We start from the raw sequence: 25,145 nt of genomic DNA on the forward strand, positions 1-25,145 counted from the left end.
TTTTGTTTACAACAATTTTAAAAACCCCCTGCATCTTTTGTGCAGGGGGTTTTTTGGTTAAACCATTCAAGTGATGGGTTGCCCCACCCGGGCCATTGGGGCTCACCTCTTCCCATTCTGAACAAGGAAGTTATTTAGCCCGTTGGCGTCCAGATGCGTCGGGAGTACTTCATTTTTGTGGGAGAGTATGTCGTCGCTTTTTTTTGAAAACCCTTCATCTTACGACGGGGGTTTTTCTTATGCGATAAAGTGAAGGAATCAATCCTGGATATTAGTAAACTGCTCCTCCCCACCTGTATATTTTAAAATAAGTTCTATGGTTTCCTTCGGTTTATCCCAATGCGGAAAATGTCCGCAGTTATCGAACCAATGCAACGTTGCATCGGGAAAGGCACTTAAAGCACGATTTGCCTGGCGGGTAAAACAAACTTTATCCTGTTTTCCCCAGCCTATAACGAGAGGTTTTTTAAGGCTATTTTCAGGAAGGCCTTTTTGTTTTTCACCATACACCAATGTATAAAGCAGTTCATCAAAAGATTGTGAGTTTACATAATCATTCAACTCCTGAATAGCTACTTCAGGCGGCAACTTTTTGGGCTGGGATGAAAATTGGAACAGTAATAATCTTCTTCCAATATCGCTCTTAATAATTTTGGGGATTTCAGGATGTAAAAACCGGATTAACCCTATTGAAGTTTTAATAGAAGAATAAAACACATGTTTTTCCCAACCTTCCCAAAAACCTCCGGGGTCCAGGGAAATTACAGCTCCTAAAATTCCGCCACGCCTTGCAAGTTCCAATACCAGCCTGGCACCCATAGAAGTACCCACTGCATCTATACCAACAAGATTTTCGGTTTTCAGGAAATCAGCTACTGCATCGGCCAGACTTCCTATAGTCGCTTTTTTTTCAAGGGGCGGTGTTTCTCCAAAACCAGGGAGGTCAACCAAAATTACTTCCCTGTATTTGGAGAGATCCTCCAGGATAGTATCAAAGGAGTGCACACTTCCTCCCAATCCGTGAATCATTAATAATGGTTTTCCTTTACCAATTTTTTTACTATTCATTTTCAGCATTTAAAAATTAAAAAATTGTACTTATCACAAGACCATAAGGGAGTAATCTTAAGTGGACAATTTAAATTACTTATTCGAATTCTGGGTTTTCCAGCATAATTTCGGCACTTTTTTAGATAAAAGGTGAACCGTCGTTTTCATTAAGTTATTTACGTATAATTTAGGGATTTTAAAGCAGTTATATTTTAAAAAAAAAATACTTATCCAGAGAGTACTTCCGGCTATGTGTGAAAAAGAGCAAAACATAGTTGGTTAAATAAAGTAATGGTAACTCTTGTACCCCAAAACTATCTAGAACATGCATGATTAACTAGGGTTATCACAATCAACCTGGTTCCAAGGCCTAAATTACCAATACGGACCCTATAAATTCCGCAAAAACAGCAAAGGAAAAGGTTACGATTTCACCCAATCCTACCGGATTTGCAAAAGCAGTCTTCCGACCTGAAAAACCGAATCTGAACAAAGAAGTTAAGCCCGGTAGCGTCCCGATGCTTCGGGAGTACTGCATCCGCGTGGGAGAGTATGTCGTCGCCTTTTTTTTGAAAGCACTTATCGCAAGATAGGTGCTTTTTTTGTTTAAATAAAATTCAACACAAAACTCTTCATATCTAGTATGAAGGGGGTTTTTTATGTCTAGAAGTTTACATTTCTAAAGAAATAGATTCAAAGAATGATTGTGAGAATGGGTTATTTCTACTCTAATTTAAAAAAATGTATCTATGATACTCGGCCAGGGATTGGAGCAAGCTACCGTGTAGCGCGGAAAGCCCGGCACAAGGCGCAGCCGTAGTGGGACGCAAAAATAGAATTGAGAAGTGAGTGATGAGAAGTGAAAAATGTAGTCAAAAATAAATTTAAGATAAGATTAAATTTATTTTTGACTACATTTTTCTTTCAAAGCGTATTTCACGTTATCAAACCACTCATCTTTTAGAATACTCAATACAATACTATCCCTACGACCAATGGGAGCGGTACAGTTATTTCGGAGGATTCCTTCTTCTACACAGCCAATACTTTTCATAGCTGTAATACTTCTAGCATTTTTGGCATCAGCTCTAAATTCTACACGTTCGAGCTTCATCTTTTCGAAAGCATACTCAAGCAATAAAAATTTACAATTTTTATTTAATCCAGTGCCTTGAAACTCTTTACCATACCAAGTATAACCAAGCTGAACAGTTTTGTGGACTTTTCTATAATCGTAAAATCGGGTTGATCCTGCGATTTTATTAGTGCGTTTGTCTACTACAATAAATGGATATGAAGTTTTTAGTTCTTTCTCCTTCAATGCCAAATTGATATAATTCTCAAGATTTTTTAAGCCACCAGCAGGCGTCAAAGAATATTTCCAAAGCTCTGGCTCATTAAGAGAAAATTCTTTTAAAAGGGAACTATCCTCTTTTTTCAATGGTCTTAATAAGACATTCTCATTCTCTAAAATGATTTCATTTTCAAATTCCATTGGAGTGTTTAAATTAAATTTTGAAATTAATTTTTCATATCCTTCAGCATAGCAGCTAACATTTGCTTATCATAAATTTTTCCTTTAATAATCGTTGCTCTATTAGTAGTAAGGTTTTCTATGTTTTCTAATGGGTTTTTATCCAGAATTATGATATTGGCTATTTTATTTTCAGAAATACTGCCATAAAATTCGCTCAATCCAAAGAATTCAGGACCGTTTATTATTGAAGTGATAAGTGCTTGTTGGGGTGTAAGTCCAGCGGCAACTAAACTTTGTAATTCTAAATGCAAAGATTCCCCTGGATAAACGAAAGAATTAAATGCACCGGAATCTGAACCTGCTAAAACTTTAACACCCGACTCATACAAGGGAACAATCATTTCCTCAGCTAATTGCCCTAATTGAGATCTGGAGTTATTTCCATCTGATTTTGCTTTTTTTAGCGGTAGCTACTCTTCCCTGATACGTTTTCTGAATTCCAGGACTTATATAATTTAAAAGACTATCATTTTTATGATCTATTTCTGTTAACTCAGAAAGTACCTTACCTATATGAAGAGTAGGTGTAATAAAGGCATTTTTTGAAGCTAATTTTTCAAAAATAGTCTTGGCTAAATTCGCGTCATAGGATTCTATTATCTCGGGAAACATGCCATAGGTTGGGTTGGTTTGCGTAAGACTATCAGCCAGCGGAGAACCAGCTTTTATTAAATAATACATATGTTCTGTACCATCCAATCCGAGCTCTGTAGCTGTAACTATATCGGCACTTAAAGGCATGTGACCTGTTGTTTTTAATCCACGAGTTTCAGCTTGTTTTATGATCTCATAAAAAACATCTTTTTTTAAACTACCGTCATACATCTTAACATAATCGACCTTCAGAATTTCTAGAGAATCCAACGCCGATTTTACATCTTCTCTACTTTCTACAATTATGGAACCGGGCCAGGCTGGTTTAATTCCATCTAATTTTGGACCTGAAGTAAAAATTGTTGGTCCGTCCAATTCCTTTTTAGCTATTTGTTGTCTCCATTTTAATACACTGGGAGTGAGATCTCCGCCGGCATCTCGCACATTCGTTATTCCATAAGCTAAGAATAATGGCAGTAATTTTTTATTTTCTTCAACTAAGGTGTCACCTCCCCGAAAATGAACATGATTATCCCATAAACCAGGCATTACGAATTTGTTTTCTGCATCCAGAGTTTTATCAGCTTTATACGTATCCAAATTAGACATGTTGTCTACCAATCTTATTGTATCGTTCGAGATCGCTATTAATTGAGAATGGGATAGTGTATCTCCCAGCACATCAATAATTGTTGCGTTCGTGATAATTAAATCGAAATGTTTAGTGATTTTAGAATTACAGGAGCTAAAAAGGATTATAATAAAAAGAAATCTTAGTAAATTCTTCATGCTTTATAAGTAATGGTTGGTATAAAAGTACATTCAATTTTTAATACTTCATTTTTTGCTTTTCAAACAGTTGAAACATTTCGTTTTATACGTCCGAATATATTTCATATATTTTCAACTGAAAAAAGGTTTCTCCCGAGGCATTGGGACGCTCAACCTGACATTTCTACTTCTTGAACTGACAATAACCAAAGTCCTTAAGATCAGAATTAGCAATCGCAGTACTCATCCCTTAAATATGCTTTAGTCTGAGGATCTGTAGGGCAGGAGAGGATCTTTGCAGCCGAACCTTGTTCAATTAATTTTCCATCACAAATGAACACCAGATTATCTGCGATTCTTTTTGCTTGTTGGATATTATGGGTAACAAATATTATAGTGTACTCTTCCTTTAATTTTACCATCATATCTTCAATAGCCCTTGTAGACACCGGATCTAAGGAAGAAGTAGGCTCATCCAGCAAAATAACTTCCGGTTTTATAGCCAATGTTCGTGCAATGCATAAGCGTTGTTGCTGCCCGATAGATAGTGAAATGGCTTTATCATTTAATCTATGTGCAACCTCTTTCCAAAGGGAAACCGCTTTTAAATTTTCTTCAGCAATTTGCAGCTTTTCAAGCTTGCTGAGTTTTTTAAGATGTTGAATTCCGAAGAGCACATTCTCTTTTATAGACTTCGGAAAAATACAAGGCTTTTGAAACACCATCCCTATTTTGGATCTTAGTTGCGCTACATCTACATCTTTTTCGTTAATGGATAATCCGTTAAAACAGATCTCTCCTTGTGTATTTATTCCTGAAACTTCATCATTAATTCTATTGATACTTCTTATAAGCGTCGATTTTCCACTTCCTGATGGCCCAATAATACAGGTGATTTCATTTTTTGGAATCTTGAGCTCTATATTATCTAAAATATGATTTTCATTGATCCATACCTGAAATTTCTTGATTTCAATGATTTCATTCTGAGTTTTTCCAACTACAGATAAATTCGGTTTTAATGCTTTTTCTGCCATCATCTTTTTGATATGGTTTGGTGTCTTAATCTAATGAAAAGTGCCGAGATACTAAAAATTATAACAAGTATAACCAAAACTAAACTTGAGCCCCATGCATTTTGTAGTGCTGCCGGATTTGTAGCCTGTTGTGCAAGCGCTAAAATATGGGTTGGTAAGGTAGAAACCGGTTCCAAAAAGGAACTAGGTAATTTCACACCCGAGAATGCTGTGGCAATAAACATAATTGGTGCGGTTTCTCCAATTGCTCTGGCCACACCAATTAATAGACCAGTAATAGCACCACTAAAACCTTGTGGTAAGAGTACCTGTACAATAACTTGCCATTTATTAAGGCCTAATGCTGAAGAGCTTTCCCTGTAAACTGTAGGAATGCTATTTATGGATTGATATGTGGATAATGTTACGGTGGGAAGTATCATCATTGATAATATGATGGAACCTACAAACCAGGAAATTCCCATATTCAAGAGGTTTACGAAAAATATGAGTCCGAATATTCCAAAAATAACTGAAGGAATCCCATTTAAGCTATAAATGAGCGTATTAATTAATTTGTTTGCTGTTTCATTCTTCAAATACTCACTCTTATAAATGGCAGTCCCTAGGGCGATTGGTAAGCAAATTAACGCTGCAAAAACAATTAGGAGTATGCTTCCGAAGATTTGATAAACAATCCCGCCCGTCGCTCCAAAATCTGATGAAGAATTGGTTAGAAAATCTAACGAAATTGCGGGTAACCCGTTCCAGATGATTATTCCGAATAGAAAAAAAAGTATAAGCGCGCATACCAAAACTGCAACACCTACCGATGTATAGAACAGGTTGTTTTTCAGCTTTCTATTCATACAACCTCCTGTTAGATTTTAAAGAATTTTGAGATAATATTGTAAGAATAAGAACTATAATAAAAAGCAATAATCCCATAAAAATCATAGCACTAAAATGTACAGATCCAAAAGAGGTTTCAGCGATTTCTCTCCCTAATTTAGAGGTAATGGTTTGCCCCGGAGAAAGCCAATTATAGATAGGACTAGGGATTCTATCTATGCTTCCAATAACAAGCATTACTGCCATCGTTTCACCAAGAGCCCTTCCGAAGGCCAACAGAATGGCTCCTTTAAGATCTGGTTTTGCAATTGGAAGTAAAATTTCTTTAATAATTTCAAATTTATATAATCCAAGTCCCTTAGCTGTTTCTCGATACTTATCGGGGATATTATGAAAAGCATCATCGGTAAGTGTAATAATAGTTGGAAGGATCATTATTGATAGTAAAATTCCTGCCGTAAAAATGGTTCTCCCAGATTGTAAATCGAAGATATTTTGAACCCAAATACTAAAGAATGCAATTCCAATTAAACCAAAAATAATGGACGGAATTCCTGCTAGAAGCTCTAATAAAGATTTAACAATAAATCGATATTTTGAAGGTAATATTTCGCTTGTAAAAATTGCTGTATAAATTCCTAAAGGCACTGCGATAAGAAGTGCTATAAAGGTGACCACTAAAGTTCCAAATAACATAGGAATAATTCCAAATTCCCCGGTTGCAGGATTCCATTGAAATTTAAGTAGATCTAAGCCTACAGTAGTAATTGCATCCCAACTACTTATAATCAGAATTGTAAAGATTAAAAAAACAATAAAAGCACTAATTAAAGTGCTTCCATAAACATAGTATTTTCCAATCTTACTAGTTGATCCTAACATAACCAGCTTCTTCCACTATTTTTTGTCCTTCAGAACTCAAAAGATACTCAATAAAATCCTTAACAGCTCCCGCCGGCTTGCCATTTGTAACAATTAATAGATCTCTTGTAATTGGAAATTTATTATCGATAATATTTTTTAAGCTTGATTCTATTATGCTTCCATCCAACATTTTGATATTTAAACCTTTTACGTTGTCATTTAGCCATGCATTGGAGAGCATTCCAATGGCAGCATCGCTTTGCACGATAGCGGTTTGTTCTTCATTGTTAGAACCAAGTACAAGGTCTGCACCTTCAGCAATAGCCTCCTTATCACCCATAACAATTTCCATAAAAACATGTCTGGTTCCTCTGGAAGCTTCCTTATCTATTACAAGGATTTCCTTATCTGGACCGCCAAGTTCACTCCAATTTCTAACTTCTCCGCGGTAGATTTTAGCTATTTCTTCTAATGTTAGCGAAGTGATTCCGGCATTATATATTTCAGAAGAAATAACAGGAACAACAGCATCTTTTCCTATAGAGATTGGATTGAATGTTACGTTTGGATAAGTACTAATTTCCTCCTGAGTAATATCTCTGGAGACCATCCCGATATCTATTTTTCCTTCACCTAATTGATTTACTCCAACTCCAGATCCTCCTTCATTAACGATAATATTAAGTTCTGGATTGTTTTTTCTGAATTCTTCCGCAGCAATCGATATAATTGGAAGCACCGATGTGCTACCGGCAATGTTTATAGCTTGCTTCTTTTCGCAAGAGGTAAAAATAATACATATTAAAAAGACAATTAGGGCATGAGTACTTTTCATAAACAGGTTTTGGTTTTAGTAATGTAAAGAACTAAAAGATTTATAAACATTGTTGGATTTATATTTTTTTATCATTGTATAATTACAATTATAACATATACGAGGATGCGCTATGAATGGTTTGTGAATTTCATGCTAATTTAATTTTAAGCATATTTAGAAATTAATTAAGTATCATTGTATAAATACGATTAAGAATGGCGATACGTAAAAATGAAGCATATACTAACAAAGTTTTGGAAATGGCAGATTTGGCAAAAGCCTTTTCTCATCCAGCAAGGATTATGATCATAGAACTCCTATTTAAGCATAAAGATAGGACCTGTAAAGAGATAGTTGCAGAATTACCATTGTCGCAGCCAACGGTATCCCAACACTTAAAAGAGTTAATGGTGGCTGGATTAATTTGTAGAAAGCAATTTGGTGCACAATCGTTATATTGTGTGGAATGGAATCAGTTAGAACGAGTTTTTTTGCTTTTTGAGAGATTCAAATATAAAATAATGCCGGAGAGGCCTAAAAGAAATTGTTGCTAATTGTAAAACACTATTAATCAGTGTTTTAATATGAATTTTGACTGAATTTTCTTAACTTAATAAGTGTTTTTTAAATCTATAATTATGGACCGTAAAACATTTATTTTGAAAACTTCAGAGGTTCTTTTGTTAAGCTTACCAGTATATTATTTACTTGGTTGTTCTAGTTCCGGAGATGATGGTGGTGGAAGTCCAAACCCTAACCCAAATCCGAATCCAAACCCTAACCCCATGGGAAATTGTGTTCAAAATGGTACAAATACCGCAATTAGTGCAAATCATGGCCATACCTTAACGGTTTCTAGAGAAGATGTAAATGCTGCTGTAGAAAAAACATATTCTATCCAGGGTAGTTCTGTACATTCACACAACGTTACAATTACAGAAAGCCAGTTTAATACCTTAAAATCCAATAATCAAATTTCTGTGGTATCTACATCTGCAGATGCTCATAACCATAATGTCACAGTTTCGTGCGCTTAGGTTTCTTAAGAAGAAGTTTCTTTTATGGTCACTTTTACTGCATTGGTCATGAAAGTATCCTGTAGTTTTTCCAGACGAGCGTCCCAGCTTTCTGCGAATACCAAATATTGACATTTATTAATACTTTGGGTAATTCTGTATATATCCTGATTAAAGCTCCGCTTAACCAAAATTTCAGCATCCTCTAATATCAATAATTGTAGCTCCCCTAAATGAATACCAGTTATAGAAAAGAGTTTATTTATTCTACTAGGAGTGGCAATAACGATATCCATTCCATAATAAATATCGTCTTTTTGATGATCTATATTTTGCTCATCGTAGGCGCAGTATATTCTAAGGTCCATATATCTTGTAAACGCCTTAAATTTTTCCTCCAGAGCCAAGGCCGATTCTTTATCCTTAACGTAGATTAAAGCTCTAGGAGCATCCATATATGCTTCCGACTTAAGTTTTTGAATGGTGCTTATAATCATGGCAGTTGTTTTACCTGCGCCTTCTGGAGCGATTCCATAAAAATTAGCTCCACTCTTTATTTTTGAAATACTTTTTTTCTGAAATGGAGTTGGGGTTACAATTTCTAGACGTTCAAGGGCTTCTTTTAGAGGTGCGTTTAGTTTTTTTAAATGGCATGCGCTTATGGTTTATATGGAATGAAGAAATTTAGTCTTTTTAATTTGGTTCAAAAGTACAACCAAATTATGAAGTTCACCTGATTACTGGCGGAAAGCTAGTTCCGGTAATTTTAAAATATTTCTTTAAAATCATATAGAATTAAGTACGAAGATGAGAGAAATTGGTCAAGAACACGCCTATTTTGTTAATAACCTACCATATTTTTTTAGGTGTTTGAATTTATATAGCTTGTTAGTAATTAAATAATTAGCACTTTATAACACCTGTTATTACTGAAAATAGAGATTTTTTAATATTGAAGTCTTGGTACTAAATTTAAAGATTAAGTCATTTTACTTTAGAACTTATGCACAATTTTTAATTAATGGATAATCGATTGTACTATTGGTTGTAATCCCTGAATAATTTTTATATATTTGATTATCAACCATTAAGAATGATTTTTTAATGCTGATGTCCTCAAATTTACTTTCCGAATACCGATTTAATACTACCTATTTTGTTTGTTAATGGCTATAGATATGTAACCAAAAATTAACAAATATGAAAAATCAATTACTTAGAATTATCGCAGTTGCAGTTGTAGCTTCTTTAGTCCTTATTAGTTGGATGAAGTCTAGAAGCGATGCTAATGCCGATTATGAATCGAATAAAGTGGAGATCAAAGCTCCTCAAGAAACGTCTTCATCTCAGATCTCTTATGAGCCAGTAGACCATTCTTAATTATTGATTCTGAAGAATTCTCAATAGGAACAGTTCAATTTTCAAAAATGAATTTTTTTGGAATGTACTTTCATGTCCAAAATTTAAAGTAATAAGCGAAAATTGTAGCGTTCGGAAAATTAAGGTGATTTGTGAAAACTGATTTTTTTTCACGATATAAGATCTATTTACTGGCTTCAGAATTTATTTGGTAGTTTCTCCTCCCATTTCAGTAAAGAAGCTGTCTATGGGTTCCCACAATTCGATTTTATTACCTTCAAGATCCATAAGATGCACAAATTTACCATATTCAAATTCTGTGATCTCATCTACTACGTTCACTCCATTTTCTTTGAGTTGCTTTACAAGAGCTTCAATATTTTGAACTCTATAGTTAATCATAAAATCTTTTGTGGAAGGATTAAAATAATCTGTTGAATCTTCAAAAGGACTCCATCTTAGATAATTTATTTCTTCGGCTCTGTTAGCGTTTCTAAATTCAAAAGCAGATCCATAATCATCTATCGCCAAACCTAAATGTTTTCCATACCATTCCCTTGCTTGTTGTGGATTTTCAGATTTAAAGAAAATTCCGCCTATTCCGGTAACTTTTGGTGTGGTATCATTCATAATAGTTGTTTTAGGTTGGGAATTATTTAATTCAATTTTCTGGGTATCTTCTTTTTTGGAATCGGAATTACAGCTTACAAGAAGGATAAAAATAAACAGTAATTTAAAGAGAACTTTCATTTTATCTTTTTAAAATTATTGGTTGAAATTTAAAGGGATATGGTAATACCAAGAAAAAGGAGTAGTTAGGTTTAATTTCTTGGAATAATTAAAAATACAATTTTTTTAGAAATTTGTATTTATTTTAGAAAATCTATATTAAAAATTCGAATTTTTAAAAATATTAATAGGTTGATATTCAGTTATTTGAAATGAATTTAATTAACTTAGAGTCTAATTAATTTAAACTTTCTAATAATGATACGAGTAAAGCCAATTACCTGGATACTAATGATGACAGTCTGCTTATTGTTCACATATGGATGTAAGGAGCAGCCAAAACAAGAAGAAATTGTAGTGGACAATTTAGAAACCGAACTATCTGAAGCAGATTTTAAAGATCTTTGGGATAGAGCTGATGCCCTTTGGGAAAAGAAAGACCCCAATTTAATAGGAACTGTTTATGCTGATAATTTCACGAGAATAAGCCCAGGTGGAACAAGTAAAAGTGCTGAAGAGCTGTCTCAAGAATTAGCAGCAATTAATAATGCATACCCAGATATGACTTTGGATCTTGAACGATATGAGATCCTTGGAGATAAAGTAATTGTTCACTGGTCGGTAGATGGTACTTTTACCGGGGAGTTGGCCGGAGTTAAAGGGAATGGGAAGGCTTTTAACGATATTGTTGGAGTTTCAATTTTTACTCTTGAAGATGGAAAAATAGTAGAAGACGATTCTTATTGGGATACTTTTGCAATTTTCGGCCAAACAGGATATAGTATTGTAGAAGCAAAGGAATAATTAAATAGAATTTGAAAAATAAGAATGAGCTATGCTAGTCATAGATTTCAAATTTTAGTGATTAATTTTTTCGGAAGATGTAAGAGTTTTAATTCTTAACCATGAATAGTTTCATGTTTTCCGTAACTCTTAATCATCTCACCTTCAAACTCCACAAGTTCTTTCCAGCGTTTATCAACGTCGATATCTTTTCCATATTTGCGTGCAAATGTTATAAAAGTTGTATAATGGCCGGCTTCGCTTATCATGAGATCATGATAAAATTTAGATAATTCAGGATCCTTAATTTCTTTGGAGAGAAGTTTAAATCGTTCACAACTTCGTGCTTCTATCATTGCAGAAAATAGGAGTCTATCTACCATAGAATTTAACCTACTCCCACCTTTATTCATAAATTTATAAAGTTCGTTTACATAACTGTCCTTACGTTCGCGCCCAAGTTTGAATCCTCTCTTTTTAATGATTTCGTGAACCATTTCAAAATGCTCTAATTCTTCTTTTGCCAGTTCTAATAATTCTGTAACGAGATCTGGATATTCAGAGTTCAAGGTGATAATAGTGATAGCATTGGTAGCAGCTTTCTGTTCGCACCAAGCATGATCGGTAAGTATTTCTTCAATATTGGATTCCACAATGTTTACCCAACGAGGATCTGTCTCTAATTTAAGATGAAGCATTTTTAATTTTTTATAAAGATACTCAAAGACATTATTATAGTCGTTTTAAATTTCTAAGGTTAATATGTTTCCAAAATATTTACTGAAGCAATTACAAAATATAAAATTTATACATGGTTAAAAAGGATCCTGTAGAAAATGGTGTCTTATATAAATTGAAATGTTAGGAAACGAGAATAGCTATATCTAATGTGAACTCTAGGACATGCACTCTGAAATAGTTACTTCTGAAAAACTACCAAACAGATGAAATAGATGCTATTTAACAGCTTGAAGATATACCCAATATTCTTTATTAAATGGAATTTGAATGTTTTGAAAACCAGCACCTTTCAACCATTCTAGTTGTTCTTGATAATCTGATGGTTTGTCAAAAGCCTCATAGTGTTCTTGCATCCAATTCCATTTTTCACCATCCGGGAAACTTTTATTTACAAACTTTTTCCATTCCTCAAGTAGTAATGGATGATCCGGATTGGTTTTATTTATCATTAGATCGCAATAGGCAAATATTCCTCCTTTTTTTAAAGCAGCATATATCTTCTTAAAAATAGATTGTTTCTCTAGATTATCACAATGATGGAGGCTAAATCCGGCAACAATTAGGTCGTAACTTTCACTATTAAATATAAAATCCTTGAAATACTTATTGGAATAAGTAATATTATAATCTTTGAACTGATTCCGACAAAGATCAATCATTTGGGTAGAGGCATCTACAAGAGTATAAGTTGCATTTGGAAAAGAAGGAATTAGTTGCGCTGTAATATTGCCATTCCCACAACCAAGGTCAAGAATAGAATTTGGCCTAAAATTCTTAGGAAGGTGTTTTTCAAAACTTGAAACTAATTGCAAATAATGTGGCACACAGCCAATCATATCATTGGTATAATTTTTAGAAAAATCATCAAATTCTAAGGCTATGTTTTTCTCTCTTTCCATTAGTGAATATATTTACAAGTAGTATTTTATCATTGATAATGAAATACTTACAATAAATATATAACAATTAATCAATTAAATAAATCGATGTGTTTTAGACTCTTATTAAATTGGCTTGCTAAGAAATATTTGGACTAATTACTGAACATTATAACGTTTTTAAAATACTATATTTCAATATAGTATCTACTATTAGGCCGTAGTATTATATGAGTTTGGAGCATACTTTATCAATTACAACGTAAACACGCAATAAATGAAATATGTTGAGAGGCGATTAATACCTCCCAACGTATTTAAATACTTTCAGCAAAATCTAAAAAGACTTTTTTATGAAGTTCAAGATCTAAATTTGGAGAAAGTGAGGCACGAACAATATAATCCTTGTCTCCCTCTTTAGTTGTTCCTTGCGTAGATGTTGCAGGGATCGTCCAATAGCAGCCTTTTAATTGCCCGTAACTAACACAATATTTGCTTTCGTCTGGAATTTCAGTAATCATTAAATTGATTAATTTAAGATTTAGGGCTCTCTTGTAGTTCTCTTTTTCTTCAGAAGTTTCACCCTTAGTGGGTAGATCTAACGAAAATACCGATGGTGTAAATCCCTGTGCAGCTAACTCTTCTGAAACAAAATTAATTTTCGCAGATGGTAAAGTTTCGTTGATAAAGCTTACAAATTCACGTGTATTCTTATAAGCATCACTAATCCTTTGATTCATAGAAGGTAATTGCTTTGCTAAGATTTCGTACTGGAGATCTGTAGCTTCATTATCACAAAGTAGGAGGTGCTTTTCTATTTTTTCCAATAACGTATCGGTTTTATCATTTCCTACGCAATAGCCGGCAGTACATTGTCCACCACTAGGGAATTTAGATCCGCTCACATAAGAAATCGTTCTAACTGTAGACAATACTTCACCTTCACCTAAAAAGAGTCTATTAGGACAAAATGTTTGGTCTAAAATAAAAACAGGATCTATAGCAATCTCACCAGTTGCAGTTTTACGCTCCTTACTTAAAACTTCTTTTAATTGAGTAAGATCTGGAACTTCCACCCTTGGGTTGGTTGGGATTTCGGCAATTATGTATGGAACGGCATCGGCATGAGCAATTTTGGTTAAAACAGTATCAATACTATTTACCATATCATTATCACCATCCACCGGTAAATCAACAATTTCAACATGATCAAGGCAAGCAGCAACACGCCTTGCTTGGTCGTTTGTTCCACCATAGCAATTAGGAGGAACAATAAATTTGATATCTTTCCCCTTATGTTTGTCCAGTGCATCATGAATCAGACCCATCATAATTGCATATTGAATAGATAGTCCACTTGAACCAACCAGAGTCTTGGTAGTTGTACCGGTAATTTTTTTAACCGAATTTGAGACACTTTTCTTATTGGCCTCAGTATTTCTATTCTCAATTTTAACTGAAGAATCCTCTGCTAAAGACCTTAATGCAGCTAGACAGTTGGCCGGAGTCATTGCAATGGTTTCTCTCCTTCGAACATGCTGAATATCTGAAATATAGCTTTCATTTTGCTCCCCATTTACTAATAAAACACTTCCAAGATGTCCATGAAGACTTATATGAAAATCGATATTAGCATGTAAATTTAATTTGCCAATTTCATCTTGTTGCGAAATGAAGATGGTACTGCCATCAAATGAAGGAATCTCTTCAATAGTATCAACTTTTAGTAAATTAAAATGATAGCCGTAAACATGCTTTATTAATTCAGCATCAAAAAAATCTGGCAATTCGCCAGTATATGCTATTTGAGTATTTCTATTATCTAACAAATTTTTCCTTAAAACAGCTAAAATAGGTACAGTCTTAGACGAAAAACTTATTACATTTTCCGGTTTTAGATCATTTAACTTTCCAATAACCCACTCCAAAACAGAAGATAAAGGATGCCCTAACCTAATATAGTCGTAAGCTGTAGGTAGTTCATGGAGTGCAGATGTTTCTGAATTATTCTCATTAAATAAAACCTCAAACTGCTCTAAGAATTGAGATTTCGCTAATTCTTCATTATAAATATCTAATCGATGCGTAGTTAGATTTAACCAATCAGTTGGCATATTCTCTACTACATCTTTAATATAACTTAGAATTTTATTGTCTTTCATACTTCCCATCTTTTAAATGGCAAAAATATGCATTAATTAAGTTGATTTCAGAAGTATTCCAAGACGTTTTGTCACATACCTAACTAAAGATCGAGTTGATCAAATCATCTTGGAAATTTCATTTTTCAAGAGAGCATTCAAGACATCTACAATTTATAGATGTTACTTATTGATGAAATAGCCTAAAATCTAAAAATTCAGGAAAGCTATTATATTAATTTGGTCGCGATTAGAATTTTCAAAAAATTGATTCATATAACCCAATTCTAATCTTAAATTCTTATTCAGATGATACCCAACACCACCGTATAATCTATTTCTATCGAATACAGAAGACTCGGTGTTTAAAAAGATTTCGTTGTAGGCAGAGAGATAGATTTTTTCGGTTTCTTCATCCTTTTTCAGTACTGGAATATTTAAGCCTAAAAAATATCGAAAACGCATTTTATAATCATCTTCCACAAAACGCTGTTCAAAACGGTAGCGATGATTTAACTTTACAAACCCTATTTTTTGCTTAGAAGTAAGTTGTTGAAAAATTCGATGCTCATTAACCGATACTTTATCGTTGCTGTCAGCAATGTAATTTTCAGATAAAATATAACCATAACCAACTAAGAAATTGTTAGTACCCTCATTAAAAGTATAGCCTAATCCCGTTCTTAATAATAACTGTTCCAAATCACCAATAGCATCGTAGTTTCTATACTGTACTTCGTGATGGATATTCCATTTTTGATCGATCTTCTTATTTCCTATATATATCAACCAATTACCCAGATTACTTTCTTGGGCTTGAGCTAAACTAGAAAACATCAATCCTAGCGTTAATGCCAGTATTTTTATTCTGAAATTCAATTTAATCTTGTGCATTACTTTTTAATTTTAATCTATTCATAAAAATTTACTGAGCCATTTTTGATATCATACATGGCACCTATAATTTTGATCTCTCCATCCTTATGCATTTCTGCAAGAACATCACTTTCACTCAAAATTCTATCGATAGTAAGTTGCACATTTTTCGCTGATACATGATCTACAAATTCTGAATTGGAGGAATTTCGTTTACTTGCATCTTGTGGCTCCTTAACTGCATCTACTGCAGGTTTAATTTTAGCTAACATCTTGGTTAAATTACCAAGCTTGGCATCGTCACATGCACCTTTCACTGCTCCACATGCTGTATGTCCTAGAACAACAATTAGTTTAGTTCCTGCCAGTTTGCAGCCAAATTCCATACTTCCTAAAATATCTTCGTTTACAAAATTACCTGCAATACGTACACTAAAAACATCTCCTAATCCTTGATCGAAAATTAACTCGGATGAAACTCTTGAATCTATACAGCTTAAGACTGTTGCAAAAGGAAATTGCCCATTGCTTGTATCATTTACCTGCTCCAAAAGGTCTCTGTTCGCTTTTAAATTATTCTGAAATCTAACATTCCCTTCTCTTAAAACATTTAATGCTTTTTCCGGGGTCATTGTTGCTTGTGATTCCTTTGTATGTGCTTTCATAATAGTTATTTTAAAATATATAATTATTCTATGCTGTTGTTGGTCTTAGTTTGAAAAACTGAATATAACTTGGAGGATTTTCAAAAACGCCGCGCTGAGAAATTAGGCTTATAGTTATATTTCGCTCTTTTGCTTTGATTACAAAATCTTCCAGAATTTCAATAATATCATTATCTAAATACCTAGTGTTTCTTACATCCAATTCTAATCTAGAATCTTTAGGTAAGCTCTCTAATTCCTTTAGAATTGCACCTTTGTTAAAGAAGGTAACCTCTTCGGCAAGTGTCATTTTAATCTTTCTATCACCATTGTCTTGAACTTCCTTATGTAGAAAGTGTGAGTTTTGGTAGCTTTTTATGAGTATAACTACAATTCCTACTGCTAATCCTAAACCAATTCCGTAAAGCAAATCAATAAAAACAATTCCTAAAACCGTTACGGTGAAGGGAATAGATTGTTTCCAACCCAAATCGTACATTTTTTTAAAAAGTGCCGGTTTTGCTAATTTATATCCTACGATTAATAAGATGGCAGCTAATACAGAAAGTGGAATCATATTTAGTAGCGTTGGTATTACCATTACTGATATTAATAGTAAAAATCCGTGTATAATCGCTGATAGTTTAGTTCTTCCTCCGGATTGAATATTTGCAGAACTTCTTACGATTACCTGAGTAATTGGCAACCCACCAATCATTCCGGAAAGAATATTTCCTGTTCCCTGAGCCAATAATTCTCTGTTTGTAGGGGTTACATTTTTGTGCGGATCTAATTTATCTGTTGCTTCCACACATAATAAAGTTTCTAAACTTGCAACAAGAGCAATGGTAAATGCAACAACCCAAACTTCATGATTTGTAATTGCTCCAAAATTTGGGAAACTAAATTGCCCTAAGAATGAAGAAACACTATCTGGGACAGGTACACTAACCAAATGCGCTTTCGAAATTGCCAATGCATCATTAGTTTTTGTAATCATATAAAAAATAATACCTGCAGCTACTGCTACTAAAGGTCCTTGAATAACTTGGAAAACTTTAGATTTTTTCGATAATACCTTATCCCATAGCAATAAAATTGATAACGCAATAGCACCAATCAATGCAGAGCCTGGTCGAATATAATTCACCATTTTAAAAATTTCAGAGAAGGTGTTCTCTCCATCTACTTGCAGAAAGGCAAAATCCCCTTGTGGATCTGCATCGTACCCAAAAAAGTGTGGAATTTGTTTGAGAATAATGATGATTCCAATCCCTGTAAGCATTCCTTTTATTACAGACGATGGAAAATAATATCCAATTATTCCTGCCTTTAAAACACCAAAAAGTAATTGGATTGCACCTCCTAAAACCACTGCCAGTAGAAAATTTTCAAAACCTCCTAAAGTTCCTATGGCAGTTAATACGATGGCAGCAAGTCCAGCTGCTGGGCCGCTTACTCCAATTTTGGATCCGCTTAATGCGCCTACGACAATACCACCAATAATTCCAGCGATCAAACCTGAAAATAGTGGTGCCCCACTAGCTAAGGCTATACCTAAACATAGGGGTAAAGCAACGAAAAATACTACAATACTGGATGGAATATCACTTTTTAAGTGGGAAAACATAGATTTACTCATAGCTCTGTTTTATTGGGGTTAACAAATTTCAGCGCGAATATAATTATACTTTTCTGAAATGATAGTAATACTATCACAAAAAATTGTTTTGCTTTTGTACATTTGACATTTAATTAGGACTTGTTTAGGAGTTCATTAACTTCGAACCTAATTTTACATACCGATACAAATGAGTTTACAGATAAGATTTACTTTAAATGATGGACTATATTTAAAAGATCCGCAGGACTCAAAACTTGGGAAAAATATAATTCAGCATAGTATTATCTTAATTGATGAGTGTGGCTTCGAATCCTTTACTTTTAAAAAACTAGCGGAGCGTATTGGGTCTACCGAAGCTTCCATTTATCGCTATTTTGAGAATAAACATTTATTATTAATATTTCTGGTTAATTGGTATTTGGAGTGGGTGAGTTATCTTATTCAAATAAATACGTTGAATTTAAGCGATGCTAGATTGAAACTTAAGGTCATTATACATTCTTTCGTTTTTGCATCAAAAGATAACCCGGGAGTAGATTATGTTAATGAAAGTAAACTCCATAATATTGTGATTTCTGAAGGAGTAAAAGCATACCACACAAAGGAAGTGGATGCAGAGAACTCCAAAGGTTTTTTCACAAGCTACAAAAATTTAGCTACCTCGGTATCTAATGTGATATCGGAAATCAATCCGAAGTTTGAATACCCTTATGCCTTAGCAACTAATCTTTTTGAAATGTCCAACAATCATATTTATTTTGCGAAACACCTTCCAAGATTAACAGATATATCGGTTAATGAGAATAACGTGGATGAAGTTGAAATTATGTTGAATTATTTTGCTGAAAAGTTATTGTCTTAATAGTTTTCAAAATTAGTTCTTTACAGAACATTTCTTTCGATTAAGCAGAAGATTATAATTGATACTGTAATTAGCTTATTTGATGGTTAGATATTTTCTTTAGTTCATTACGGGCCTTAAAATGATAAAAAAAAAAGCGCACATAAATCAAAAAAGCCTTGGCCAACAAAAGATGCTATGGCACAGGTTTATGAATTGAATCTTTGGGGTGGTAATAGATCGGAATTTTATTCAGGAGAAGGTTCACATAACCCAGAAATAGTAACTCCATATGTAGATGTAATAACATCATTTTTAACTTCATTTAAAAGTCCCATTACCTTATGTGATCTAGCTGTGGCGATTTTAATGTTGGAAAAGAATTTGTTAAGTATACCAAGAAATATGTTGCCGTAGATATTGTAGGAGAACTGATTAACTATAACAAGGAAAAATTTAAAGAAGAAAATCTAGAGTTCCAATGTTTGGATATCGCAGTAGATGAGTTGCCTTCCGGGGATTGTGCTATTTTAAGACAAGTCTTGCAGCATTTATCGAATGTAGAAATTCAAATCATCCTTAATAAATTAGCTGATTTTAAATACGTTATTTTAACAGAGCATATCCCTGATGGGGTTTTTGAGACCAATAAAGATATTATTTCAGGACAGGGGAATAGGATGAAAAAGCAAAGTGGAGTAAACCCATTAGCTCCACCGTTTAATTTTAAGATCAAAGAAGAACTACAAATACACGCTGTTAATTTAAACGATGATAAAGGGCTTATAGTAACTACACTTTATAAGCTTTTTTAAATTTTGTTTAATTTTTTCTTCTGAATAAAAATTAAGAGTTCTAACTCTAATGATGCTAGTACTTATAATTTCTGTTTAAAAATAGAACTAACTAGATAAGCTAAATAGTAATTCAACACTTTGTCTTAAGAAATCTTCCTCTCGGCTCATCAGCTTCACGAAGGACAATATCAGAATGTAAAAAGTTCGCAGCCTCAGCTGAATCTTTCACTTTAGAAGCACTGCGTTCTAACATTTCAGTTTCAAATTCAGTTAACACACTTTTTCTCACTCCAACTTCTCTCCATTTAGATAAGGGTCTGCAGCCTCTCGAGATTCCTCGAGCTAGTGCTAGTGCATCTAGTAATGCTTGATTAGCTCCTTGACCTTTAAACGGACTCATTGGGTGAGCCGCGTCTCCAATTAAGGTTATTGGGCCATTTTTGTTTAACATTTCTGGTTCTAGTAATTCACGATCATAAACCGGGTAACCAGAAATATGAGAATCCAAAGTCGCATTTAAAATCTGAGGTATGGGATCATGCCATTGAACTCTTCTACAGGCTTCTTCTTTAAGTGCTGAAACTCCTCGCTCACTTAATAATTTTGCATCCTTTTCTAGCATTGGAAAACTAAGTTGCCACATCACCGAATCTGTGGTGTAGGGCATCATATATATACGTTCAACACCATTGGCGGTTTGAAATACTGTGGCCGAGTCTAATAAGGGGTGATCAAGATCTTTTAGAGCCTTTAAAGGACAAATACCTAATATCACAATACACCCAAGATAACGTAAGGGTGTATTATTTTCACCAATTAGCAATTTTCGGACGGAGCTTCGAATACCATCGGCTCCAACAACAAAATCTGCCTTGGAATGCTTTATTTCTCCATTCACTTGAAAATTAAGATCAATATTCCCATCATTAGATTGCTTAAAGCCTACCAACTGATGCCCCCACTGTACCATATCATGGCCACCAAGTTGATCAAGGAGCGCTAAACGCAAGGATTGTCGGGAGATATGAATATTTGAGCGTTTCGGAGACTTTTTTACATCCGATTGTATCCACTTTCTATTGCCCCATTCACCAATCACTTTACCTTCAGAAGTATGAACTACATGTCTTGTTGAAATTACTCCTTTTTCTAATGAGCAAATCCCAAACGCTTCAATTGCTTTACTAGCCTGCTGCAAAGTGAGTCCGTAACCTTGAGATCTAGCATTGAAGCTGCCATCACGTTCGTAAAGTGTAAAGGGTATGCTTCGATGCAAGCAAGCCACTGCAAGCGCTACACCGCCTATGCCTCCACCAATAATAGCAACATGTGGATAGTTTTCTTTATCGGCTATAGTTGGGATAGGAGAAGCTATTAATCCCGATCCCTTACAATTTAAGCATAAATATAAGTGACCTTTGGGACGAACAGGAGCCGGCCCTACAGCATTTGATTTTTTAAATTGATCGACGGCTAGCTGGTAACGAAGTTTCACTTTTTTACGTAGCCTCCGTCTTTTTTTGCCACGACCCTTACATTCCGGGCAAATTGCCCAGTTTGTCTTTTCAATTTCTACCGTTTCCTTTTTGTTTAAATTGATTTTGACTTCCATTTATAAGAAAATACTTAGCCGAAGGTTTTGACTAAGATTTGTGTTGTGCGGAAAATCGATAGATTTTAAGAAAAGCACAAAGCTGAAGCCTTTTTTTTTATTTTATTTTATTTCTGCAAAGCTAAACTAAAAAAGATTTAGCAGATTATAAAAATCAAGGAGAACATTCTAATAGAAGTTCGCATGACAGAAATTTTGGCTTTTTTGAAAATATTTTTTTATTATTCATCTTGTTTTGAACCCCAAACCAAGGATATCATTTTGTAAAAATCTTCTTCATTAAAATTATAATCCTTTTCTGTATCTACGCGATGTACCAAAACTAATCCTGATCCCGGATAGATGCCTAACATATGAACTCCTGTGCCAGTATGATAAAATGATTTACTTGGTCTATTTTCCGTTGGAATTAACACGTTCCATAACATTCCGTACCCAATCCCATAATATTTGTTTGTAATTGAATATGGTTTTGTAGAAACTTCAATCCATTTTTTTGGAATTATTTGCTTTCCTTCCCATAATCCTTCTTGTAAATATAATTGTCCGAATAAAGCTAAATCTTTCGAAGATAATCTGAAGTGATAGGCAGGAAATTTCGAATTATTAGTTTCATATTGATAAAATCCATCGACATCTGGAATGTTCCAATTTTCACTTGGGTTCTCAACCGTTATGTAATTATTACAATAGTCCATATTCAAAGGTTGAGCAATATGCTCGTAGAAAAGTTTGTAGATACTCTCACCGGTTAGTTTTTCTAGAATAAATCCAAGAGTATTAAAATCCCAATTGTTATAGTAATAGAATTCATTTGGTTTGCGACTGCCTCTTTCGGGTCTGTTTTTTAGCATTCCTTCAGAGACTGCCGCTGCATTATGATATATTCCAGATCTCGACTTTAATAAATCTGTGATAGTTGCAGATTTTTCCAATTCACTTAATCGAGGTTCAATATCATCGATTTTAAGTTCTTTTAAAGTTAGAGTCGTGTCTATAGTTCCATTTTCTATAAATATGCCATACAAGGAGTTTAATAATGTTTTTCTAATTGAATGGATGAGGTGCTTTTTATTGATATTTCCCCATTCATGTACAATTTTACCATCTACTAGAATAAGCAAAGAGGAAGAACCTGCATTCTTCAAAAAGATATCTAAGGAATCAAGTTTGTTCTTTGAAAAGTTTTTCTCCGCAGGATCAATATGTTCAAGAGTAAATTCACTTTGTGAGAAAGCGCTATTTATAGTGATGAGATAGCTAATTACTAGAAATAGAGTCTGTAGATTTTTATTCATTGGAATCTTTACTATTAAGGACGATAAAAATTACTTACTGTGACATATCATTAATCACGTTTTTTTTTTGCGAGAATAATATTGATCCTGATGTTTGTAGCTTACTGTCTAAAATATCACTTTTCAACGAAATGCTTGTTATTGCCTTCAGGAAGGTTGTTAGCTGTAATTTTCTGAAAAGAATTAAGATTTTAGCATAGAATTTATTTGAATACGTGGTTTGATTAATGAGATAATTAAGAACCCGATTATCAAGCCAATTACAGAAAATATTAAATCATTAGGATCAAATGTTGTGTTTCTTCTAAGCTTTATGATCTTAAGTTCCTGAGCAAAAACATAAATCCCCGCTAATGTCACTGCTACAGTATATATTATAATTACTTTTATTTGGTATCTTTTGTTTAGTTGATCGTTTAATATTAAGAATATTCCGGTTAAACTTATTGTTCCAATAATTGCTTCGAAGAAATTAGGTAACGATAATAGAAGGATCTTAAAGAAATCAGACAATTCACTTGCCAATGCATAAGGCCTTATATATTTCAAAAGAATAAAAATTGGTATAATGACTAGCTCAACGCGGGCTAATTTCAATATATCATTAAACTTTTCATTCATCTTTTTGCTTCAATTTTTCTCTTATCTAATAGCGTGGAGTGGGGAGGTCTTCTTGTTAGTTTTGTTAATTGTTAATGAGTTACTAAAATAACACTTTTCACCAGAATGCACGCTGTTTGCTGGTAACCGATGTTAGCCAACGTTTTTTATTCTTAGTAACAAATGCTTGTCTCAATCGTCTTCAGTTTAAACAAAGTATATGAATTACCCATTAATCAAGCCTAAATATTACATTTCATTATTTAAAGAAATTTTCAACTTCGTTAAAAACCCTAACACTAACAGAAACCTTACTAAATCCACGAAACAAAAAATATATGATACTATAGGCTTGTTATTTATAAAGATGCTATTCTTGATTCCTGTTGTTTTATTTTTTGCAGTTATTTATGATCCGGAAAATATCCAAAATGAAAATATGTCCGAACGTTTTACTCCAATTATACTATTATTAGTAGGAGTAGTAATTCTTCCATTTCTTGAAGAAGTACTTTTTAGACTTTCATTAAGATTTAAACCTCATTATTTGGCTTTGACATCAAGTGTGTTTTGCTATTATATTCTGACTAAACTTATTTTTCATACTAAATTTAGCGCTGTAGATGAAAGTTTTTTACTAAGAGTCGTTATTTCTGTTTCATTGGGAATAGTTCTTTATCCAATAATGAATATTAAATCATTAAAAACCGCCTTAAGTGAATTCTGGGCTCTGCACTTTCGAAGTATTTATTATATTTCCTGTTTGGTTTTTGCCTGGATGCATTACTCTAAATATGAGATAAGCTGGACAAATGTTCTCTTGCTTCCCATTTTAACATTACCACAATTAATGAGCGCCATTATATATGGGTATATTAGAGTGTCTTATGGGTTTCAGTATCCACTACTTTTACATATGTCAAATAACTTATTAGGTTTTAGTGCGTCCTTTTTGTTCGCCAAAGATTTAATTTAACTAAATTGGTTAGTTGTTTTATGAATTTAATGTTGGCTAACGGTCTTGATTAAAAAAGTAGCGTGGTGTAGGGACGCTCCCGATAGCTATCGGGACTGTCGGCTTAGTTGGTTTTTATTTGGTCTCTAAAATAACACTTTTCACTAGAATGCCCGATATTTGCTGTTAAACGATGTTGTGGTGCGTTTTTATTGTGTTTCTTTCCACACTAGATAGAATGTATAAATTAAATAGAAGCTTAATAATAAAGCAGATTCCCATCTATCAAGTCTCTTTCGTTTTCCTGTAAACATAGCCATAAAAAGAAAAAGTGTTCCTCCTAATAAAATAGCAATGTCTAAATTAAAGTTTTGGTTGTACGAAATTGGATTGATGAATGAACTTACAGATAATATTAACAGAATATTAAAAATATTCGAACCAATGACATTTCCAATCGCGATATCACTATTTTTCTTAGTAGCTGCCACAATTGATGTTACTAATTCTGGCAAAGATGTTCCTGCGGCAATAATTGTCAAACCAATAATTTTTTCACTTACTCCCAAATTTGTTGCTATCAATATGCCATTATCAACAACCAATTGACCTCCAATGATTAGCCCCGTAAAACCTAATAATATTAATCCCCAGAATTTAAAATTTGATTTGTGCTGGTAGGAAACTGCAATATTGTCTTCTCTTTTCATTTGATTAAATACATAATACAAAAACGCAGCAAAACCTATG

26 protein-coding genes and 1 pseudogene are annotated in these 25,145 nt (G+C 33.6%); 7 read left to right on the forward strand and 20 right to left on the reverse strand.

Features of this window, described 5'->3' with window-relative positions:
- Positions 1-258: 258 nt before the first annotated feature.
- The 8 genes from ON07_RS02270 to ON07_RS02300 form a co-directional block, all read right to left on the reverse strand.
- The gene (locus ON07_RS02270; RefSeq protein ID WP_202799488.1) at positions 259-1,068 is read right to left on the reverse strand and encodes an alpha/beta fold hydrolase; all 810 of its coding nucleotides are present in this window, start codon (positions 1,066-1,068) and stop codon (positions 259-261) included.
- A gap of 883 nt (positions 1,069-1,951) precedes the next feature.
- Entirely contained in the window at positions 1,952-2,545 is a 594-nt protein-coding gene (locus tag ON07_RS02275; RefSeq protein WP_010227855.1) for a GNAT family N-acetyltransferase, read from the reverse strand.
- A gap of 26 nt (positions 2,546-2,571) precedes the next feature.
- Positions 2,572-2,928: an amidohydrolase family protein gene (locus ON07_RS16890; protein ID WP_237708834.1), complete on the reverse strand. Its 357-nt coding sequence runs from the start codon at positions 2,926-2,928 to the stop codon at positions 2,572-2,574.
- 34 nt (positions 2,929-2,962) lie between these two features.
- Complete coding sequence (locus ON07_RS14245; RefSeq protein ID WP_237708835.1) at positions 2,963-3,970, reverse strand: amidohydrolase family protein; 1,008 nt, start codon at positions 3,968-3,970, stop codon at positions 2,963-2,965.
- Between the two features lie 209 nt (positions 3,971-4,179).
- On the reverse strand, positions 4,180-4,992 hold the full coding sequence (locus ON07_RS02285; protein ID WP_010227857.1) for a phosphate ABC transporter ATP-binding protein: 813 nt from the start codon (positions 4,990-4,992) through the stop codon (positions 4,180-4,182).
- Positions 4,989-5,837 (reverse strand): phosphate ABC transporter permease PstA, encoded by an 849-nt coding sequence (gene pstA / locus ON07_RS02290; RefSeq protein ID WP_010227859.1) that lies wholly within the window; start codon positions 5,835-5,837, stop codon positions 4,989-4,991. The genes ON07_RS02285 and pstA overlap by 4 nt, the downstream gene beginning before the upstream one ends.
- A complete protein-coding gene (pstC, locus tag ON07_RS02295) occupies positions 5,830-6,702 on the reverse strand; it encodes a phosphate ABC transporter permease subunit PstC (protein WP_010227861.1) in 873 nt (290 codons plus the stop codon). Before pstC ends, pstA begins: the two co-directional genes overlap by 8 nt.
- On the reverse strand, positions 6,686-7,519 hold the full coding sequence (locus ON07_RS02300) for a phosphate ABC transporter substrate-binding protein (RefSeq protein WP_010227862.1): 834 nt from the start codon (positions 7,517-7,519) through the stop codon (positions 6,686-6,688). The genes pstC and ON07_RS02300 overlap by 17 nt, the downstream gene beginning before the upstream one ends.
- 197 nt (positions 7,520-7,716) lie before the next feature.
- Here ON07_RS02300 and ON07_RS02305 point away from each other — a divergent pair, with 197 nt between their 5' ends.
- Together ON07_RS02305 and ON07_RS02310 are read left to right on the forward strand one after the other, a co-directional pair.
- A complete protein-coding gene (locus ON07_RS02305; protein ID WP_010227864.1) occupies positions 7,717-8,055 on the forward strand; it encodes an ArsR/SmtB family transcription factor in 339 nt (112 codons plus the stop codon).
- Between the two features lie 105 nt (positions 8,056-8,160).
- The gene (locus tag ON07_RS02310) at positions 8,161-8,538 is read left to right on the forward strand and encodes a hypothetical protein (RefSeq protein ID WP_155807115.1); all 378 of its coding nucleotides are present in this window, start codon (positions 8,161-8,163) and stop codon (positions 8,536-8,538) included.
- A 5-nt stretch (positions 8,539-8,543) separates the two neighbouring features.
- Here ON07_RS02310 and ON07_RS02315 read toward each other — a convergent pair whose 3' ends face one another.
- Positions 8,544-9,179: a DEAD/DEAH box helicase gene (locus tag ON07_RS02315; protein ID WP_029331348.1), complete on the reverse strand. Its 636-nt coding sequence runs from the start codon at positions 9,177-9,179 to the stop codon at positions 8,544-8,546.
- Positions 9,180-9,717: 538 nt separating this feature from the next.
- Between ON07_RS02315 and ON07_RS02320 the strand changes: the two genes are divergently transcribed.
- Positions 9,718-9,897: a hypothetical protein gene (locus tag ON07_RS02320; RefSeq protein WP_029331350.1), complete on the forward strand. Its 180-nt coding sequence runs from the start codon at positions 9,718-9,720 to the stop codon at positions 9,895-9,897.
- A gap of 183 nt (positions 9,898-10,080) precedes the next feature.
- Here ON07_RS02320 and ON07_RS02325 read toward each other — a convergent pair whose 3' ends face one another.
- Positions 10,081-10,626: a VOC family protein gene (locus ON07_RS02325; protein ID WP_010227870.1), complete on the reverse strand. Its 546-nt coding sequence runs from the start codon at positions 10,624-10,626 to the stop codon at positions 10,081-10,083.
- Between the two features lie 237 nt (positions 10,627-10,863).
- Here ON07_RS02325 and ON07_RS02330 point away from each other — a divergent pair, with 237 nt between their 5' ends.
- Entirely contained in the window at positions 10,864-11,409 is a 546-nt protein-coding gene (locus ON07_RS02330; protein WP_010227872.1) for an ester cyclase, read from the forward strand.
- A 95-nt stretch (positions 11,410-11,504) separates the two neighbouring features.
- On the opposite strand, the gene miaE is transcribed toward ON07_RS02330, so the two are convergent.
- The 6 genes from miaE to ON07_RS02360 all read right to left on the reverse strand — a co-directional run bounded on the left by miaE (position 11,505) and on the right by ON07_RS02360 (position 18,298).
- A complete protein-coding gene (gene miaE / locus ON07_RS02335; RefSeq protein ID WP_010227873.1) occupies positions 11,505-12,086 on the reverse strand; it encodes a tRNA-(ms[2]io[6]A)-hydroxylase in 582 nt (193 codons plus the stop codon).
- Between the two features lie 258 nt (positions 12,087-12,344).
- Positions 12,345-13,028, reverse strand: coding sequence for a class I SAM-dependent methyltransferase (locus ON07_RS02340; RefSeq protein WP_010227876.1), 684 nt, complete (start codon positions 13,026-13,028; stop codon positions 12,345-12,347).
- Positions 13,029-13,324: 296 nt separating this feature from the next.
- A complete protein-coding gene (locus ON07_RS02345) occupies positions 13,325-15,169 on the reverse strand; it encodes a PLP-dependent aminotransferase family protein (RefSeq protein ID WP_010227877.1) in 1,845 nt (614 codons plus the stop codon).
- A gap of 189 nt (positions 15,170-15,358) precedes the next feature.
- Positions 15,359-16,042: a DUF2490 domain-containing protein gene (locus ON07_RS02350; protein WP_010227880.1), complete on the reverse strand. Its 684-nt coding sequence runs from the start codon at positions 16,040-16,042 to the stop codon at positions 15,359-15,361.
- A 17-nt stretch (positions 16,043-16,059) separates the two neighbouring features.
- Positions 16,060-16,689 (reverse strand): carbonic anhydrase family protein, encoded by a 630-nt coding sequence (locus tag ON07_RS02355; protein WP_010227882.1) that lies wholly within the window; start codon positions 16,687-16,689, stop codon positions 16,060-16,062.
- Positions 16,690-16,717: 28 nt separating this feature from the next.
- Complete coding sequence (locus tag ON07_RS02360) at positions 16,718-18,298, reverse strand: SulP family inorganic anion transporter (RefSeq protein WP_010227884.1); 1,581 nt, start codon at positions 18,296-18,298, stop codon at positions 16,718-16,720.
- Between the two features lie 181 nt (positions 18,299-18,479).
- Between ON07_RS02360 and ON07_RS02365 the strand changes: the two genes are divergently transcribed.
- On the forward strand, positions 18,480-19,154 hold the full coding sequence (locus ON07_RS02365; RefSeq protein WP_010227886.1) for a TetR/AcrR family transcriptional regulator: 675 nt from the start codon (positions 18,480-18,482) through the stop codon (positions 19,152-19,154).
- A 177-nt stretch (positions 19,155-19,331) separates the two neighbouring features.
- Positions 19,332-19,948 (forward strand): annotated as a pseudogene (locus ON07_RS14250) (SAM-dependent methyltransferase).
- A 112-nt stretch (positions 19,949-20,060) separates the two neighbouring features.
- On the opposite strand, the gene ON07_RS02375 reads toward ON07_RS14250, so the two are convergent.
- The 3 genes from ON07_RS02375 to ON07_RS02385 all read right to left on the reverse strand — a co-directional run bounded on the left by ON07_RS02375 (position 20,061) and on the right by ON07_RS02385 (position 23,389).
- On the reverse strand, positions 20,061-21,542 hold the full coding sequence (locus ON07_RS02375) for an FAD-dependent oxidoreductase (protein WP_010227888.1): 1,482 nt from the start codon (positions 21,540-21,542) through the stop codon (positions 20,061-20,063).
- A 221-nt stretch (positions 21,543-21,763) separates the two neighbouring features.
- Complete coding sequence (locus ON07_RS02380; RefSeq protein ID WP_010227890.1) at positions 21,764-22,840, reverse strand: serine hydrolase domain-containing protein; 1,077 nt, start codon at positions 22,838-22,840, stop codon at positions 21,764-21,766.
- A gap of 183 nt (positions 22,841-23,023) precedes the next feature.
- Positions 23,024-23,389 carry a hypothetical protein gene (locus ON07_RS02385; protein ID WP_237708836.1) on the reverse strand — a complete coding sequence of 122 codons (366 nt, stop codon included), beginning with the start codon at positions 23,387-23,389 and terminating at the stop codon, positions 23,024-23,026.
- 271 nt (positions 23,390-23,660) lie between these two features.
- Here ON07_RS02385 and ON07_RS02390 point away from each other — a divergent pair, with 271 nt between their 5' ends.
- Positions 23,661-24,416: a CPBP family intramembrane metalloprotease gene (locus tag ON07_RS02390; RefSeq protein ID WP_010227892.1), complete on the forward strand. Its 756-nt coding sequence runs from the start codon at positions 23,661-23,663 to the stop codon at positions 24,414-24,416.
- Between the two features lie 188 nt (positions 24,417-24,604).
- Here ON07_RS02390 and ON07_RS02395 read toward each other — a convergent pair.
- The coding region (locus ON07_RS02395) for a sodium:calcium antiporter (protein WP_010227893.1) at positions 24,605-25,145 on the reverse strand (541 nt) is incomplete at its 5' end.

Origin of the sequence: Gillisia marina (assembly GCF_000258765.1) — a bacterium.
Lineage (GTDB): Bacteria > Bacteroidota > Bacteroidia > Flavobacteriales > Flavobacteriaceae > Gillisia > Gillisia marina.

Excerpts from the sequence above, each read along its gene's own strand:
- ON07_RS02340 (WP_010227876.1), bottom strand. The coding sequence starts at position 13,028 with ATGGAAAGAGAGAAAAACATAGCCTTAGAATTTGATGATTTTTCTAAA.
- pstA (WP_010227859.1), bottom strand. The coding sequence starts at position 5,837 with ATGAATAGAAAGCTGAAAAACAACCTGTTCTATACATCGGTAGGTGTT.
- ON07_RS14245 (WP_237708835.1), bottom strand. The coding sequence starts at position 3,970 with ATGAAGAATTTACTAAGATTTCTTTTTATTATAATCCTTTTTAGCTCC.
- ON07_RS02270 (WP_202799488.1), bottom strand. The coding sequence starts at position 1,068 with ATGAATAGTAAAAAAATTGGTAAAGGAAAACCATTATTAATGATTCAC.
- ON07_RS02345 (WP_010227877.1), bottom strand. The coding sequence starts at position 15,169 with ATGAAAGACAATAAAATTCTAAGTTATATTAAAGATGTAGTAGAGAAT.
- ON07_RS02355 (WP_010227882.1), bottom strand. The coding sequence starts at position 16,689 with ATGAAAGCACATACAAAGGAATCACAAGCAACAATGACCCCGGAAAAA.
- ON07_RS02285 (WP_010227857.1), bottom strand. The coding sequence starts at position 4,992 with ATGATGGCAGAAAAAGCATTAAAACCGAATTTATCTGTAGTTGGAAAA.
- ON07_RS02300 (WP_010227862.1), bottom strand. The coding sequence starts at position 7,519 with ATGAAAAGTACTCATGCCCTAATTGTCTTTTTAATATGTATTATTTTT.
- ON07_RS02360 (WP_010227884.1), bottom strand. The coding sequence starts at position 18,298 with ATGTTTTCCCACTTAAAAAGTGATATTCCATCCAGTATTGTAGTATTT.
- ON07_RS02275 (WP_010227855.1), bottom strand. The coding sequence starts at position 2,545 with ATGGAATTTGAAAATGAAATCATTTTAGAGAATGAGAATGTCTTATTA.
- ON07_RS02305 (WP_010227864.1), top strand. The coding sequence starts at position 7,717 with ATGGCGATACGTAAAAATGAAGCATATACTAACAAAGTTTTGGAAATG.
- ON07_RS02350 (WP_010227880.1), bottom strand. The coding sequence starts at position 16,042 with ATGCACAAGATTAAATTGAATTTCAGAATAAAAATACTGGCATTAACG.
- miaE (WP_010227873.1), bottom strand. The coding sequence starts at position 12,086 with ATGCTTCATCTTAAATTAGAGACAGATCCTCGTTGGGTAAACATTGTG.
- pstC (WP_010227861.1), bottom strand. The coding sequence starts at position 6,702 with ATGTTAGGATCAACTAGTAAGATTGGAAAATACTATGTTTATGGAAGC.
- ON07_RS02320 (WP_029331350.1), top strand. The coding sequence starts at position 9,718 with ATGAAAAATCAATTACTTAGAATTATCGCAGTTGCAGTTGTAGCTTCT.
- ON07_RS02330 (WP_010227872.1), top strand. The coding sequence starts at position 10,864 with ATGATACGAGTAAAGCCAATTACCTGGATACTAATGATGACAGTCTGC.
- ON07_RS16890 (WP_237708834.1), bottom strand. The coding sequence starts at position 2,928 with ATGATTGTTCCCTTGTATGAGTCGGGTGTTAAAGTTTTAGCAGGTTCA.
- ON07_RS02375 (WP_010227888.1), bottom strand. The coding sequence starts at position 21,542 with ATGGAAGTCAAAATCAATTTAAACAAAAAGGAAACGGTAGAAATTGAA.
- ON07_RS02365 (WP_010227886.1), top strand. The coding sequence starts at position 18,480 with ATGAGTTTACAGATAAGATTTACTTTAAATGATGGACTATATTTAAAA.
- ON07_RS02325 (WP_010227870.1), bottom strand. The coding sequence starts at position 10,626 with ATGAAAGTTCTCTTTAAATTACTGTTTATTTTTATCCTTCTTGTAAGC.
- ON07_RS02390 (WP_010227892.1), top strand. The coding sequence starts at position 23,661 with ATGAATTACCCATTAATCAAGCCTAAATATTACATTTCATTATTTAAA.
- ON07_RS02380 (WP_010227890.1), bottom strand. The coding sequence starts at position 22,840 with ATGAATAAAAATCTACAGACTCTATTTCTAGTAATTAGCTATCTCATC.